Here is a 14,549-nt window from a genome sequence, read left to right on the forward strand (position 1 = left end):
GAACTCCTCAGATAAACCTAATCATTGCTTTTGAAACGGACCCCAGTCCGGTTCCCTGATGTCTCCTGCCTGACCCGCCAGCCGTGCCTTTATTTTTCCGTCCAGCGTGGTCGTCATGAGGGCCTCGCGACCTTGCAGTTGCGTGGCATAGACGATCAGCTTGCTATTGGGGGCAAAACTCGGACTCTCGTCCGCCGAGGTGTCGGTGATGGCGGTGACATTGCCGCTGGCCAACTCCATCACGTGGAGTTTGAACGCCCCGCCCACGCGGGAGATGTAGGCCAACCACCGGCCGTCGGCGCTGACGGAAGGAGAAATGTTGTAGGTACCGCTGAAGGTGACCCGGGTCGGGTTGCCGCCATTGGCGCCCATCTTGTAGATCTGCGGTGCGCCGCCGCGGTCGCTCACGAAGTAGATGGTGCTGCCGTCGGCCGAGTAGACCGGTTCGGTGTCGATGCTCGCGCTCTGGGTCAGCCGGCGCGGCTCGCCGCCGCTGGCCGGGATGGTGTAGAGCTGCGAGCCGCCGTCGCGGCTCAGCGTGACGGCGAGCGTGCTGCCGTCGGGCGCCCAGGCCGGCGCGCTGTTGGAGCCGCGGAAGTTGGCGACCAGCCGGCGCTGGCCGCTGGCCACGTTGTGCACGTAGACGACGGGCTTGCGCGATTCGAACGACACGTAGGCCAGTTGCTGGCCGTTGGACGACCAGACCGGCGAGATGATCGGCTCGGGACTGGCGAGCGCGGCCTGCGCGTTCTCGCCGTCGGCATCGGCCACCCACAGCGAGTAGCGGCTGCCGCCCTTGGTCACGTAGGCAATGCGGGTCGAGAAGATGCCCTTGTCGCCCGTGAGCTTCTCGTAGACGTAGTCGGCGATGCGGTGCGAGGCGAGCCGCAGGTCGCCCTGGGGAACGATGTAGCTCTGGCCACCGAGGTCACCGCCGTTCGGGCCACGCACCACGTCCCAGAGACGGAAGCGCACGTCGTAGCGGCCATCGGCCAGGCGCGTGACGCTGCCGACCACGAGCGAGTCGGCGGTGCGCTGGCGCCAGACGGAGAAATCGGGACGCGAGCCCTCGTCGAGCGCCTGGCCCGAGGCATCGACGCCGCGGAACTGGCCGCTGCGCTCGAGGTCGGCCTGCACGATCTCGGAGATCTTCTGCGGCGAGGAATCCTGGCCGCGGAACGGCACGAGCGCGATGGGCAACTGGGTCAGCCCCACGCCCGACACCTCGACCTTGAACTGGGCGAGTGCGGGCAAAACGGGGGAGGCTGCCAGGGCCGCGATGACCGTGCGGCGACCCAAAAGCGATGAAGAAGGAGTTGGAGAGAGGGCTTGCAACGGCTTGTTCATGCGGTTTCGGAGAGATCTCGGGTTGAAAAAGTTTCTCCCCTTGTAACGGGGCCACATGGTACACATTGCTTTGATGGGGCCATGGCAAAACGTTCCATGCGGCGCGGGGTCCTACACACAAAATGCTTCAGGAACGCGCCCTGGCACCCGGCCCCGGGCAGCCGAAAGGGCGTTCCGACCCGCCCCGTAGAATCCGCCGCCATGCAGACACCCCCCGGCAGCGAGACCGCACGCCCTCCCCTGATGCGCCGGCTGGCGCGGCTCATGACCTGGTTCGGCGGTTCGCGCCAATGGTGGGCGCTGGGGCTGATCGGCGCGATGCTCGCCGCCATCACCGAGCCGCTGATGGCGGCCCTCCTCAAGCCGCTGCTCGACCGCGGCTTCACGCGCGGCGAAATGCCTCTGTGGTTCGTGCCGGCCGCCGTGCTGCTGCTGTTCGCGGTGCGCGGCATCGCCCAGTTCATCTCGCAGTACGCGCTCTCGCGCATCGCCAACGAAGGCATGCAGCGGCTGCGCAAGGTGCTGTTCGACCGGCTGCTGAGCGCCGAGCTCGCGCTGTTCGCGCGCCAGTCGGCCAGCACGCTGTCGAACACCGTGGTCTATGAAGTGCAGACCGGCGCGATGCTGCTGGTGCAGGCGCTGCTGGGGCTGTCGCGCGACGGCTTCACGCTGGTGGCGCTGCTGGGCTACCTGGTCTACCTGAACTGGAAGCTCACGCTGATCGTGGCCTTCCTGGTGCCGAGCATCTCCTGGATCATGAAGGTGTTCTCCAAGCGCCTCTACAAACTCACGCAGCAGGGCCAGCAGGCCACCGACGAACTGGCCTACGTGGTGGAAGAGAACGTGCTCGCCCACCGCATGGTGCGCCTGCATGGCGCCGAGACGGCCCAGGCCAGGCGCTTCGAGCAGTTGAGCCAGAAGCTCAACCGGCTGGCCGTGAAGTCCACCATCGCCCAGGCCGCGACCACCCCGCTCACGCAGATGATGGCCTCGCTGGCGCTGTCGGTGGTCGTGATGATCGCGCTCTGGCAGAGTGGCAAGCAGGGCTTCACGGTCGGCGGTTTCGTCGCCTACATCACGGCGATGCTGATGCTGATCGCGCCGATCCGGCGCCTCGCCGAAGTGGCCGGCCCGATCACGCGCGGCCTGGCGGCGCTCGAGCGCGGCCTGGCGCTGGTCGACGAGGTGCCGACCGAGCCGCAGGGCAGCTTCGGCATGGCGCATGCGCAGGGTCGCATCGAGTTCCGCGACACGCGCGTGAACTACCGCGGCGACGACGAGCGCCCCGCCCTCGACGGCGTGAGCCTCGTGATCGAGCCGGGCCAGAACGTGGCCTTCGTCGGCCCCTCGGGCTCGGGCAAGACCACGCTGATGAACCTGCTGCCGCGCTTCGTGCTGCCCAGCGGCGGCCAGGTGCTGCTCGACGGCCACGACATCTCGGAATGGGAGCTCAAGAGCCTGCGCTCGCAGTTCGCCATGGTGAGCCAGGACGTGGTGATGCTGAACGACACCCTCGCGGCCAACGTGGCGCTGGGCGCCGATGCCGAGATCGACCGCGACCGCGTGCTGGCCTGCATCGCGGCCGCCAACCTCAGCAGCCACGTCGAGGGCCTGCCCAACGGCATCGACACCGTGCTGGGCCACAACGCCACCCAGCTCTCGGGCGGCCAGCGCCAGCGCCTCGCGATCGCGCGCGCGCTCTACAAGGATGCGCCGGTGCTGCTGCTCGACGAGGCCACCTCGGCCCTCGACACCGAATCCGAGCGGCTGGTGCAGGACGCCCTGCAGCGCCTGATGCAGAACCGCACCACGCTGATCGTGGCGCACCGCCTGTCGACCATCCAGCATGCCGACCGCATCATCGTGATGGAACAGGGCCGCGTGGCCGAACAGGGGTCGCACGCGCAGCTGATGGCGCTCGACGGCCTCTATGCGCGGCTGCAGACGAACGCGGTGCGCAGCGCCGCCGCGGGTCAGGACCCGACGCTCTGATCCCGACCGCCGGGCGACGGCGGCCTTGAAGCGCCCTCCGCCACCAGCACGCCGGCCGAGAGGATGAACTCGGCCGCGCTGCGGATGTCGCCCTCGAGCGCGGCCCGGGCCTTGGCGCCGTCGCGCCGCTTCAACGCCGCGAGCAGCGCCGCATGGTGCGCCACCGCCACCTTCTCGCCCACGCGGCGCGAACCGGCGCGCAGGTCGTAGTTGAGGATCGGCCCGATGCGCAGCCACAGCGCCTCGATCATCTGCAGCAGCATCGGCATGTCGGCCGCGGCATAGACCGCGAAGTGGAATTCCTTGTTGAAGGTGACCAGCCTCGAGCCATCGGGACTCGCCGCCTTCATTTCGGCGACGAAGGCATCGTGGCACTCGGCGATCTCGCGCAGCGCCACGGTGCCGACCGCCGCGGCCGCCGCCTCGGTCGCCAGCCCCTCGAGGTTGGTGCGGATCACCGTGATCTCCTTGAACTGCGCGGCCGTCATGCGCGGCACGCGCAGGGTGCGGCTGGGCGTCAGCTCGAGCGCCTGCTCGGCCACCAGCCGCTGCATCGCCTCGCGCACCGGCATCACGCTCACGCCCAGCGCCGCGGCGGCGCTGCGCAGCGAGATCTGCTCGCCCGGCATCATCTGCCCGCTCATCACGAGATCGCGCAACTGGTCGTAGACGTTGGCGCTGAGCGTCTGGCGCTTGAGCGGGGTGACGAGATCGGAGAGCTCCATGCGGCTAAGTATACGTTTCAGGGTATACCCCATTCGATATCTGTGATCACAGATCTACGATGCCAACCATTCCCTGTCACACCCCAAGGAGCGATTCAGAAATGTGGAACGGCAATTCCCTCGCCGGCCAGCGCGTGCTCGTCACCGCCGGCGCCAGCGGCATCGGACTCGACATCGTGCGCGCCTTCGCCGCGGCCGGCGCCCGTGTCTTCGTCTGCGACGTGCAGTCCGAGAGCCTGGACCGGCTGTCGACCGAGCTGCCCGAGGTCGGCAGCTGCCTCGCCGATGTCTCGAACGAAGAACAGGTGGCGCGCCTCTTCGACGCCGCGGACCGCGAACTCGGCGGCCTCGACGTGCTGGTCAACAACGCCGGCGTGGCCGGCCCGACCGGTGGCGTCGAAACCCTCTCGCTCGACGACTGGAACCGCACGCTGGCCGTCAACATCACGGGCCAGTTCCTCTGCGCCCGGCTCGCGGTGCCGCGGCTGCGCCAGGGCCGCCATCCCTCGATCGTCAACCTGTCCTCGGCCGCCGGCCACCTCGGCATGCCGGGCCGCTCGCCCTACGCGGCCTCGAAATGGGCCGTGATCGGCTTCACCAAGACGCTCGCGCTCGAACTCGGCCCCGACGGCATCCGCGTCAACGCGATCCTGCCGGGCGCGGTCGACGGTCCGCGCATCCGCGCCGTGATCGCCGCCAAGGCCCAGGCGCTCGGCAAGCCCATCGAGGAGGTCACGCGCATCTACACCTCGCAGTCCGCGCTCAACCGCATGGTGACGGCCGGCGACATCGCGAACATGGTGCTGTTCGCCGCCAGCGACCTGGCCGCCAGCGTCACCGGCCAGGAGCTCGTGGTCGACGGCCACACCCAGGCGCTGAGCTGACCCGCCCTCTTCTTCTCTTTCCGACCTCACCCGAATCCCGACCATGGCCACCCGCACCAAAGCCATCATCACCTGCGCCCCCACCGGCGCGATCCACACGCCGAGCATGTCGCCGCACCTGCCGGTGACGGCCGACGAGATCGCCGCCGCCTCGATCGAGGCGGCGCGCGCCGGCGCCGCGATCCTGCACCTGCATGCGCGCGACCCGAAGGACGGCCGCCCCTCGCAGGACCCGGACCTGTTCCGCCCCTTCCTCTCGAGGATCAAGGCCGCCACCGATGCCGTGATCAACATCACCACCGGAGGCAGCCCGCACATGAGCGTCGAGGAACGCATGCGCCCGGCCACCACCTTCAAGCCCGAGCTGGCCTCGCTCAACATGGGCTCGATGAACTTCGGCCTGTTCCCCATGCTCGAGCGTTTCAAGTCCTTCGAGCACGAGTGGGAACGCGAGCACCTCGAGAACAGCCGCAACCTGATCTTCAAGAACACCTTCGCCGACATCGAGAACATCCTGCGCCTGGGCGAGGCCAACGGCACGCGCTTCGAGTTCGAGTGCTACGACGTCAGCCACCTCAACAACCTGCGCCACTTCATGGACCGCGGCCTGGTGCGCGCGCCGGTGTTCGTACAGACGGTGTTCGGCATCCTCGGCGGCATCGGCGCCGACCCCGAGGACCTGATGCACATGCACCGCACCGCGGCGCGCCTGTTCGGCGACCGCTTCCAGTGGTCGATCCTCGGCACCGGCCGCAACCAGCTGCCGCTGGCCACCATCGGCGCGGCCATGGGGTCGCACGTGCGCGTCGGCCTCGAGGACTCGCTGTGGATCGGCCCGGGCCGGCTCGCCGCCTCGAGTGCCGAGCAGGTGCTGCGCATCCGCGCCGTGCTCGAGGCGCTGAACATCGACATCGCGACACCCGACGAGGCGCGCGAGATCCTCGGCCTCAAGGGCGCGGCCAAGGTCGACTTCTAGCCCCTCGCATCCCCATCGCCCGCAGCGCCGTCGCTCGCGCGGCGCGCCGCTGCATTCCTTCACCAGAACAAGACTTCAGAGAGAGACACCGATGGCACACACCTCCATCCCCGGCGCCCGCCTCGGGCCCGCGGCCGACACGGCCACCACCGACGAGCAGGCCTCGCTCAATGCGCTGATCTTCCGCAAGCTGATGCCGCTGCTGGTGCTGGCCTACGTGATCAGCTTCATCGACCGCACGAACATCGCGCTCGCCAAGAGCCACATGGCGGTCGACATCGGCATCTCGGCCGCGGCCTACGGCCTGGGCGCGGGCCTGTTCTTCCTGAGCTACGCACTGCTCGAGGTGCCGAGCAACCTGGTGATGCACCGCGTGGGCGCGCGCTGGTGGATCGCGCGCATCATGATCACCTGGGGCCTGCTCTCTGCCGGCATGGCCTTCGTCAGCGGCGAGACCTCGTTCTACGTGATGCGCGTGCTGCTCGGCGCGGCCGAGGCCGGCCTGTTCCCGGGCGTGATGCTCTATCTGAACTACTGGTTCGGCCGCAAGGACCGGGCGCGCGCCACCGGCTATTTCCTGCTCGGCGTATGCATCGCCAACATCCTCAGCGGCCCGGTCGGCGGCGCGCTGCTGCAGATGGACGGCCTGCTGGGCTGGCACGGCTGGCAATGGATGTTCGTGATCGAGGGCCTGCCGGCCGTGGCGCTGGCCTTCGTGGTCTGGCGCAAGCTGCCCGACGGGCCTGCCGATGCCAGCTGGCTCACGCCGGCGCAGGCGCGCGCCATCGAGCAAGGCCTCGCCGCAGAACGCGCCGAGGACGCGGCCCATGGCCAGGTCGGCGAATCGTTGCGCGCCTGCCTGGTCGACAAGCAGATCTGGCTCGCGATCTTCGTCTACTTCTGCCACCAGATCAGCATCTACACGGTGATCTTCTTCCTGCCGAGCATCATCGGCACCTACGGCAAGCTCACGCCGCTGCAGATCGGCGCGCTCAACTCGCTGCCCTGGGTTGCCGCCGCGGTCGGCGCGATCGCGCTGCCGCGGCTCGCGGTCACGCCTCGGCGCGGCCGTCTGCTGCTGCTGATCGGGCTGGCCGCCATGGCCGTGGGGCTGTGCATCGCGGCCTTCGCGAGCCCGGCCGTCGCGCTCGCGGGCTTCTGCCTCACGGGCTCGATGTTCTTCGTGGTGCAGTCGGTGATCTTCCTGTTCGCCTCCTCGCGCCTGGCCGGCGTGGCGCTCGCGGGCGGGCTGGCGCTGGTCAACACCTGCGGCCTGCTGGGCGGCTTCATCGGGCCCTCGGTGATGGGATGGATCGAGCAGAGCACGGGCAGCACGACCAACGGCCTGCTCGCGATGGCCGTGCTGCTGGTGCTGGCGGCGCTCGCCAGCATCGGGATGCGCCAGGGCCGCGAATCGCGGCGTTGAAGGACTACGGACTACGGGCTCAGAGCAGCACGATGTCGTACTGCCCCTGCCCGATCGCCGGCTCGGACTGCAGCGAGATCGGCTTGCCGATGAAGTCGCTGAGCCCGGCCAGGTGCTGGCTCTCCTCGTCGAGGAACAGCTCGATCACCTGCGGCGACGAGACGATGCGGAACTCGCGCGGCGTGAACTGCCGCGCCTCGCGCAGGATCTCGCGCATCACGTCGTAGGCCACGCTGCGCGCGGTCTTCACGATGCCCTGGCCGCCGCAGGCCACGCAGGGCTCGCACAGCATGTGGGCCAGCGATTCGCGCGTGCGCTTGCGCGTCATCTCGACCAGGCCGAGCTGCGAGAAGCCGCCGGCCGTGGTCTTCACGCGGTCGCGCGCGAGCTGCTTGCGGAACTCGCCGAGCACCTGCTCGCGGTGGTCGTCGCGCGCCATGTCGATGAAGTCGACGATGATGATCCCGCCCAGGTTGCGCAGCCGCAGCTGGCGCGCGATGGCCTGCGCCGCCTCGAGGTTGGTCTTGAAGATGGTGTCGTCGAAGTTGCGCGCGCCGACGAAGCCGCCGGTGTTCACGTCGATGGTGGTCAGCGCCTCGGTCTGGTCGACCACGAGGTAGCCGCCCGACTTGAGATCGACCCGGCGACCCAGCGCGCGCGCGATCTCCTCGTCGACCGAATAGAGGTCGAAGATCGGCCGCTCGCCACGGTAGTGCTGCAGCTTGCCGGACGCCTTGGGCATGAACTCCAGGCCGAACTTCAGCAGCAGCTCGAACTGCTCGCGCGAGTCGATGCGGATGGTCTGCGTGTCCTCGGTGGTGAGGTCGCGCAGCACGCGCTGCAGCAGGCTCAGGTCCTGGTGCAGCAGCGACATCGGCGGCAGCCGCGTCGAGGCCTCGCGGATGCGCGACCAGGTCTTGCGCAGGTAGGCGATGTCGTCGGCGAGCTCGGCGTCGGTGGAGTCCTCGCCGTTGGTGCGCAGGATGAAGCCGCCGGTGTTCTCGGGCACCACGCCGCCGCTGTCGGCCGCCGCGGCGGCCTCGATCAGCGCGAGCATGCGCGAACGCAGCGCATCGCGCAGGTCGGCCGGGATCTTCTGCGACACGCCGATGTGGTTGTCCTGCGGCAGGAACACGAGCAGCCGGCCCGCGATGCTGATCTGTGTCGACAGCCGCGCGCCCTTGGTGCCGATCGGGTCCTTGATGACCTGCACCAGCAGCGACTGGCCCTCGAACACCTGCTTCTCGATCGGCACCATGGCGCCGCCGTTGCGGTGGTCGCGTTCGGCCGGCGCGGCGCTCGGCCGCGAGCCCGGCGTGAAGGGCGCCACGATGTCGGCCACGTGCAGGAAGGCGGTGCGCTCCAGGCCGATGTCGATGAAGGCCGACTGCATGCCCGGCAGCACGCGCGAGACCTTGCCCAGGTAGATGTTGCCGACCAGTCCGCGCTCGAGCGTGCGCTCGACGTGCAGCTCCTGCACCGCGCCGTGCTCGACCACCGCCACGCGGGTCTCCTGCGGGGACCAGTTGATCAGGATGTCTTGCATGGAGTTCTCGGTTGTCTCGGTTGTCTCAAATGGGGAAACCGGCGCGCCGCAGCAGTTGCGCGGTCTCGAACATGGGGAGGCCCATGATGCCCGAATAGGAGCCGCTGATGTGCTCGACGAAGGCAGCCGCCGCGCCCTGGATGCCATAGGCGCCGGCCTTGCCCAGCGGCTCGCCGCCTTCGACGTAGCGGCGGATCTGCGCGCGGCTCATGGGCGCGAAGCGCACGCGCGACACGCTCAGCGCGGCCTGCCGGCGCCGGCCCTGCTGCAGGGCCACGGCCGTCAGCACGCGGTGCGTGGCGCCCGACAGCAGCGCGAGCATGCGCTCGGCATCGCGCGCGTCCTCGGGCTTGCCGAGGATGGCGCGGCCCAGCGCCACGGTGGTGTCGGCGCACAGCACGGGCGCGTCGGCCAGGCCGCGGCGGCGCAGGCGCGCCACGGCGGCATCGAGCTTGAGCGCGGTCACGCGCTGCACGTAGGCGGTCGGCGATTCGCCGGGCAGCACGGTCTCGAGCGCCTCGGCGTCCTCGTCGTCGGCAGCCAGCAGCAGTTCATGGCGCACGCCGAGCTGGCCGAGCAACTGGGCGCGGCGCGGGCTCTGCGAGGCGAGATAGAGGAAGGTCGGGGTGGTCGGCACGGCGGTCGTTCCTGGGGTGCGGAAGAAAGGACGGAGTCGATGCGAGGACGTGGCGAGGCCCTCGCGCGCCGCTCATTCGCGGTGGTAGGGATGGCCCGCGTTGACCGACCATGCGCGGTAGAGCTGCTCCACCAGCAGCACGCGCGCCATCGCATGCGGCAGCGTCAGGTCGGACAGGCGGATGCGCTCGTGGGCCGCGGCCTTGAAGGCCGGGTCGAGCCCGTCGGGACCGCCGATCACCAACGCGACGTCGTCGCCCTCGCCCTGCCAGCTCTGCAGCCGGGCGGCCAGGGCCTTGGTGGTCAGCGCGGTGCCGCGCTCGTCGAGCACCACGATGCGCATGCCGCGCGCGATGGCGGCCTCGATGCGTTCTCGTTCGGCGGCGTAGAGGGTCTCGAGCGACTTGGAACCGCGCGGCTCGGTCTTGACCGCGCGCAGTTCGAGCTTGAGTTCGGGCGGGAAACGCTTGGCGTAGTCGTCCCAGGCAGTCTGTGCCCAGTCGGGCATGCGCTGCCCGACTGCGACCACCAGCAGCTTCATGCGCTGCGCGAAGCGGTCTTGCGCGCGGGCGCCTTCTTCGCCGCGGGCTTGGCAACGGTCTTCTTGGCGGCGGCCTTCTTGGCCACCGGCTTGCCGACCACCACCACGGGCGCCTTCTTGGCCGGTGCCTTTTTCGCGGCGGTCTTGGCGGCGGTCTTGGCGGCGGTCTTGCCGGCCGCCTTTTTCGGCGCGGCCTTGGCTTCCTTGGCCTCGCGCTCGGCGGCACGGATCGCGGTCTTGGCGGCGCTCGCGCGGCGCAGCGAGGTCGGGGCCTTGGCGGCCGCGGGCTTGGTTTCCTTCTTGTCCTCGGAAGCACGCGCGGGCTTGCTCGCGCCGAGCTTCAGGCGCACGGGCTTGTCGCCCCAGATTTCCTCGAGGTGGTAGTACTGGCGGATCGCCGGCTGCATGATGTGCGCCACGGCCTGTCCGCAGTCCACGATGATCCACTCGCCGTTTTCCTCGCCTTCCACGCGCGGCTTGCCGAAGCCGGCATCGCGCACCGCGTCGCGCACGCTCGCGGCCAGCGCCTTGGTCTGGCGGTTCGAGGTGCCCGAGGCCACGATCACGCGCTCGAACAGCGGCGAGAGATGCTCGGTGTCGAAAACCTGGATGTCCTGCGCCTTGACGTCTTCGAGCCCATCGATGATGGCTCGCTGGAGTTTCTGGGTGTCTTTCTTGGCGGCGGCTTCAGTGGTCATCAGGCAGGGCGATAGAGGAAGTGTTGGTCAATATAGCGTGCAACCGTGGGCGGAACCAGCGAGGAAATCTCCTCGCCCAGCGACGCACGCCGCCGGATGTCGGTGGCGCTGATGTCCATGGCAGGCAGTTCTAGCGCCTCGAAACGCGCGCCGGCGGGGAGGCCGGGCAGTGTATTCGGATCAAAACGGGCGGTGTCGGCCGTCGATAGTGCGCGATACGCTACAGAAATAGTAGCGACCGCGAGTATATCCTGCCAGCCGTGCCAGCTCGGCAGGGCTCGCGCCTGGTCGGCGCCCATGACCAGCACCAGCTCGGCATCGGGCCGCGCCTGCTGCAGTTCGCGCAGGGTGTCGATGGTGTAGGTGGGGCCGTCGCGCAGCATCTCGCGCGAATCGACGACCATGCCCGGGATGTCGCCGAACGCCAGCTGCGCCATCGCGAGGCGGTCTTTCGCCGGCGTGAGTTCGCGCACCTTGTGCCAGGCATGCCCGGTCGGGAACACGTAGAGCGCGGCGAGGCCCAGTTGCTCGAGCGCCGCCCGCGCGAGCGCCACGTGGGCGTTGTGCGGCGGATCGAAGGCGCCGCCGAACACGCCGATGCGCGGCGCGTTCCTCGAAGCGTTCACGGCAGCCACGCGCGACGCACGATGAAGTCGCTGTAGAGCGCCGCCTCGGGCGACCCCGGCTCGGGCTCGCGGCGATAGGCCCAGCTCGCCTGCGGCGGCATCGACAGCAGGATCGATTCGGTGCGGCCGCCCGACTGCAGCCCGAAGTGCGTGCCGCGGTCCCACACGAGATTGAATTCGACGTAGCGGCCGCGCCGGTAGAGCTGGAACGCGCGCTCGCGCTCGCCCCAGGCCATGCCGCGGCGGCGCTCCACCAGCGGCAGGTAGGCCGGCAGGAAGGCATCGCCCACCGAACGGATCAGCGCGAAGCCGTTGTCGGCCCCGCCCTCGGCGAAGTCGTCGAAGAAGATGCCGCCGATGCCGCGCTGCTCGTTGCGGTGCTTGAGGAAGAAATACTCGTCGCACCAGGTCTTGAAGCGCGGGTACTTGTCCTCGCCGAAGGGCGCGAGCGCATCGCGGCAGATGGTGTGGAAGTGCACCGCGTCTTCCTCGAAGCCATAGCAGGGCGTGAGGTCCATGCCGCCGCCGAACCAGCAGACCGGCTCGCCGCCGGCCGGCAGCGCGGCCAGCATGCGCACGTTCATGTGGACGATCGGCACGTAGGGGTTGCGCGGGTGGAACACCAGCGACACGCCCATGGCCTCGAAGGGCGCGCCGGCCAGCTCGGGCCGGTTCTGCGTGGCCGAAGGCGGCAGCTTGGGGCCGCGGACCTGCGAGAAGCCGCAGCCCGCGCGCTCGAACAGCTCGCCGCCCTCGAGGATGCAAGTGAGCCCGCTGCCCTGCAGCGGCTCGTCGGGCGCCTTGTGCCAGGCATCGCGCACCGCGGTGCCGCCATCGGCCGCCTCGATCGCGGCGACGATGGATTGCTGCAGCCCGCGCAGATAGTCGCCGACCGCCTGGGGATCGGAGGGTGGCCGCTGCATCAACCGTTGGTGCCGTGGCCGCGCGCCTGCACGGCGCGGAAACCGATGTCGCGGCGGTACTGGGCACCGTCGAAGCGCACCCGCGCCGCCACCTCGTAGGCGCGCTGCTGCGCGAGCTTGACGCTGTCGGCCAGCACGGTCACGCAGAGCACGCGGCCGCCGCTGGTCTGGAGTTCGCCGTCCTTCACGGTGGTGCCGGCATGGAACACCACGGCATCGGGCGCCTCGGCGGGAATGCCGTCGATGCGGTCGCCCTTGCGCGGCGAGAGCGGGTAGCCGTGCGCGGCCATCACCACGCCGAGCGCGACGCGGCGGTCCCACTGCAGCTCGACCTGGTCGAGCGTGCCGTCGGTGGCGTGCCAGAACACCTCGAACAGGTCGGACTTCAGCCGCATCATGATCGGCTGGGTCTCGGGGTCGCCCATGCGGCAGTTGAACTCGAGCGTCTTGGGATGGCCCTGCGCATCGATCATCAGGCCGGCGTAGAGGAAGCCGGTGTAGGGGATGCCGTCCTTCTCCATGCCGCGGATGGTCGGCAGGATGATCTCGCGCATGGCGCGCGCATGCACCTCGGCCGTGACCACGGGCGCGGGCGAGTAGGCGCCCATGCCGCCGGTGTTGGGGCCCTCGTCGTTGTCGAGCAGGCGCTTGTGGTCCTGGCTGGTGGCCAGCGCGGTCACGTTCTTGCCGTCGCACAGCACGATGAAGCTGGCTTCCTCGCCCTGCAGAAACTCCTCGATCACGACGCGGGCGCCGCCCTCGTTGTGCGACACGCCGAACTTGTTGTCGACCAGCATGAAGTCGACCGCGTCGTGCGCTTCCTGCGCGGTCATGGCCACGACCACGCCCTTGCCGGCGGCCAGGCCGTCGGCCTTGACCACGATCGGCGCGCCCTTGGCGTCGATGTAGGCATGGGCCGCGGCGGCGTCGGTGAAGGCCTCGTACTCGGCCGTCGGGATCTTGTGGCGCTTCATGAAGGCCTTGGAGAAGGCCTTCGAGCTCTCGAGCTGGGCGGCGGCCTTGGTCGGGCCGAAGATGCGCAACCCGTGCGCGCGGAATTCGTCGACCACGCCCGCGGCCAGCGGGGCCTCGGGGCCGACCACCGTCAGCGCGATCTTTTCCTTGAGCGCCCACTCGCGCAGCGCGGCGGGCTCGGTGATGTCGATGCTGTCGTAGCGCGGGTCGGTGACCGTTCCGCCGTTGCCGGGCGCCACGTAGATGCGGCTGACCCGCACGGCCTGCGCCAGCCGCCATGCCAGGGCGTGCTCGCGGCCCCCTCCCCCAATCACCAGTACCTTCATTCTCGGGCCTTCATACGCTGTGTTCTTTCCATCATTGCCGTTGCCGGGTGCCGGCCCTCATTCGGACAGCGAGGCGTTGTGATAGACCTCCTGCACGTCGTCGAGGTCCTCGAGCACGTCGAGCAGCTTCTGCATCTTCGCGGCGTCCTCGCCGGTCACGTCGACGGTGTTCTCGGCCCGCATCGTGACCTCGGCCACCTCGGGCTTGAGGCCCGCCGCCTCGAGCGCGTTCTTCACCGCCTCGAAGTCGCCGGGCGCGGTGATCACCTCGATGGCGCCGTCGTCGTCGGTCACGACGTCTTCCGCGCCGGCCTCGAGCGCCACTTCCATCACCTTGTCTTCATCCGTGCCCGGGGCGAAGACGAACTGGCCGCAATGCTTGAACTGGAAGGCCACCGAGCCCTCGGTGCCCATGTTGCCGCCGTGCTTGGCGAAGGCGTGGCGCACTTCGGCCACGGTGCGCACGCGGTTGTCGGTCATGGTGTCGACGATGATCGCCGCGCCGCCGATGCCGTACCCTTCGTAACGAATCTCTTCGTAATTGACGCCTTCGAGATTGCCCGTGGCCTTGTCGATGTTGCGCTTGACGGTGTCGGCCGGCAGATTGACCGCCTTGGCCTTTTCGACCGCCAGCCGCAGGCGGGGGTTGGCGCTCAGGTCGCCGCCGCCGGCCCGGGCCGCCACCATGATTTCACGGATGGCGCGGGTCCAGAGCTTTCCTCTTTTTTCGTCCTGCCGGCCCTTCCGGTGCTGAATGTTTGCCCATTTGCTGTGTCCGGCCATGGCTTTTCTCTCGCTGTCCTGTGTTTTCGAAGCAGGTTGCGAGTTTACTGTCCGGCGCGCACAACGGACCGGCGCCGCGGCCGGGCGGACCGGTCAACCCTTTTGGTGATAATCCCTCGATGACGCCATTGCCTTTCGCCGGGTC

The 14,549-nt window shown here is 69.1% G+C and carries 14 protein-coding genes; 4 read left to right on the plus strand and 10 right to left on the minus strand.

Annotated features, from left to right (window positions below; genetic code table 11):
- Positions 1-21: 21 nt before the first annotated feature.
- On the minus strand, positions 22-1,347 hold the full coding sequence (tolB, locus tag ACEN9J_RS06610) for a Tol-Pal system beta propeller repeat protein TolB (RefSeq protein WP_172705446.1): 1,326 nt from the start codon (positions 1,345-1,347) through the stop codon (positions 22-24).
- 201 nt (positions 1,348-1,548) lie between these two features.
- Between tolB and msbA the strand changes: the two genes are divergently transcribed.
- Positions 1,549-3,339 (plus strand): lipid A export permease/ATP-binding protein MsbA, encoded by a 1,791-nt coding sequence (gene msbA, locus ACEN9J_RS06615; protein ID WP_413763639.1) that lies wholly within the window; start codon positions 1,549-1,551, stop codon positions 3,337-3,339.
- On the opposite strand, the gene ACEN9J_RS06620 is transcribed toward msbA, so the two are convergent.
- The gene (locus tag ACEN9J_RS06620) at positions 3,321-4,064 is read right to left on the minus strand and encodes a GntR family transcriptional regulator (protein ID WP_082322118.1); all 744 of its coding nucleotides are present in this window, start codon (positions 4,062-4,064) and stop codon (positions 3,321-3,323) included. The two genes, msbA and ACEN9J_RS06620, sit on opposite strands and share 19 nt — an antisense overlap.
- Positions 4,065-4,165: 101 nt before the next feature.
- Between ACEN9J_RS06620 and ACEN9J_RS06625 the strand changes: the two genes are divergently transcribed.
- From ACEN9J_RS06625 to ACEN9J_RS06635, 3 genes are all read left to right on the plus strand, one after another.
- Positions 4,166-4,948 carry an SDR family oxidoreductase gene (locus tag ACEN9J_RS06625; RefSeq protein ID WP_057593337.1) on the plus strand — a complete coding sequence of 261 codons (783 nt, stop codon included), beginning with the start codon at positions 4,166-4,168 and terminating at the stop codon, positions 4,946-4,948.
- Positions 4,949-4,991: 43 nt separating this feature from the next.
- The gene (locus tag ACEN9J_RS06630) at positions 4,992-5,924 is read left to right on the plus strand and encodes a 3-keto-5-aminohexanoate cleavage protein (RefSeq protein ID WP_057593339.1); all 933 of its coding nucleotides are present in this window, start codon (positions 4,992-4,994) and stop codon (positions 5,922-5,924) included.
- A gap of 91 nt (positions 5,925-6,015) precedes the next feature.
- Entirely contained in the window at positions 6,016-7,350 is a 1,335-nt protein-coding gene (locus ACEN9J_RS06635) for an MFS transporter (protein WP_413763640.1), read from the plus strand.
- Positions 7,351-7,369: 19 nt separating this feature from the next.
- Here the strand turns inward: ACEN9J_RS06635 and rng are convergent, their stop codons facing one another.
- The 8 genes from rng to ACEN9J_RS06675 all read right to left on the minus strand — a co-directional run bounded on the left by rng (position 7,370) and on the right by ACEN9J_RS06675 (position 14,404).
- On the minus strand, positions 7,370-8,896 hold the full coding sequence (rng, locus tag ACEN9J_RS06640) for a ribonuclease G (RefSeq protein ID WP_261205894.1): 1,527 nt from the start codon (positions 8,894-8,896) through the stop codon (positions 7,370-7,372).
- A 25-nt stretch (positions 8,897-8,921) separates the two neighbouring features.
- The gene (locus ACEN9J_RS06645) at positions 8,922-9,533 is read right to left on the minus strand and encodes a Maf family protein (RefSeq protein WP_057593345.1); all 612 of its coding nucleotides are present in this window, start codon (positions 9,531-9,533) and stop codon (positions 8,922-8,924) included.
- 72 nt (positions 9,534-9,605) lie between these two features.
- Complete coding sequence (gene rlmH, locus ACEN9J_RS06650) at positions 9,606-10,073, minus strand: 23S rRNA (pseudouridine(1915)-N(3))-methyltransferase RlmH (protein WP_057593347.1); 468 nt, start codon at positions 10,071-10,073, stop codon at positions 9,606-9,608.
- A complete protein-coding gene (gene rsfS / locus ACEN9J_RS06655) occupies positions 10,070-10,771 on the minus strand; it encodes a ribosome silencing factor (protein WP_057593348.1) in 702 nt (233 codons plus the stop codon). The genes rlmH and rsfS overlap by 4 nt, the downstream gene beginning before the upstream one ends.
- Positions 10,771-11,397, minus strand: coding sequence for a nicotinate (nicotinamide) nucleotide adenylyltransferase (gene nadD / locus ACEN9J_RS06660; protein ID WP_057593350.1), 627 nt, complete (start codon positions 11,395-11,397; stop codon positions 10,771-10,773). The genes rsfS and nadD overlap by 1 nt, the downstream gene beginning before the upstream one ends.
- Positions 11,394-12,320, minus strand: coding sequence for an oxygen-dependent coproporphyrinogen oxidase (gene hemF / locus ACEN9J_RS06665; RefSeq protein ID WP_413763641.1), 927 nt, complete (start codon positions 12,318-12,320; stop codon positions 11,394-11,396). The genes nadD and hemF overlap by 4 nt, the downstream gene beginning before the upstream one ends.
- Positions 12,320-13,621, minus strand: coding sequence for a phosphoribosylamine--glycine ligase (gene purD, locus ACEN9J_RS06670; protein ID WP_057593352.1), 1,302 nt, complete (start codon positions 13,619-13,621; stop codon positions 12,320-12,322). Before purD ends, hemF begins: the two co-directional genes overlap by 1 nt.
- A 57-nt stretch (positions 13,622-13,678) precedes the next feature.
- Entirely contained in the window at positions 13,679-14,404 is a 726-nt protein-coding gene (locus ACEN9J_RS06675; RefSeq protein ID WP_057593353.1) for a YebC/PmpR family DNA-binding transcriptional regulator, read from the minus strand.
- Positions 14,405-14,549: the final 145 nt, after the last annotated feature.

Source organism: Variovorax sp. Varisp41, assembly GCF_047325085.1.
GTDB lineage: Bacteria > Pseudomonadota > Gammaproteobacteria > Burkholderiales > Burkholderiaceae_C > Variovorax.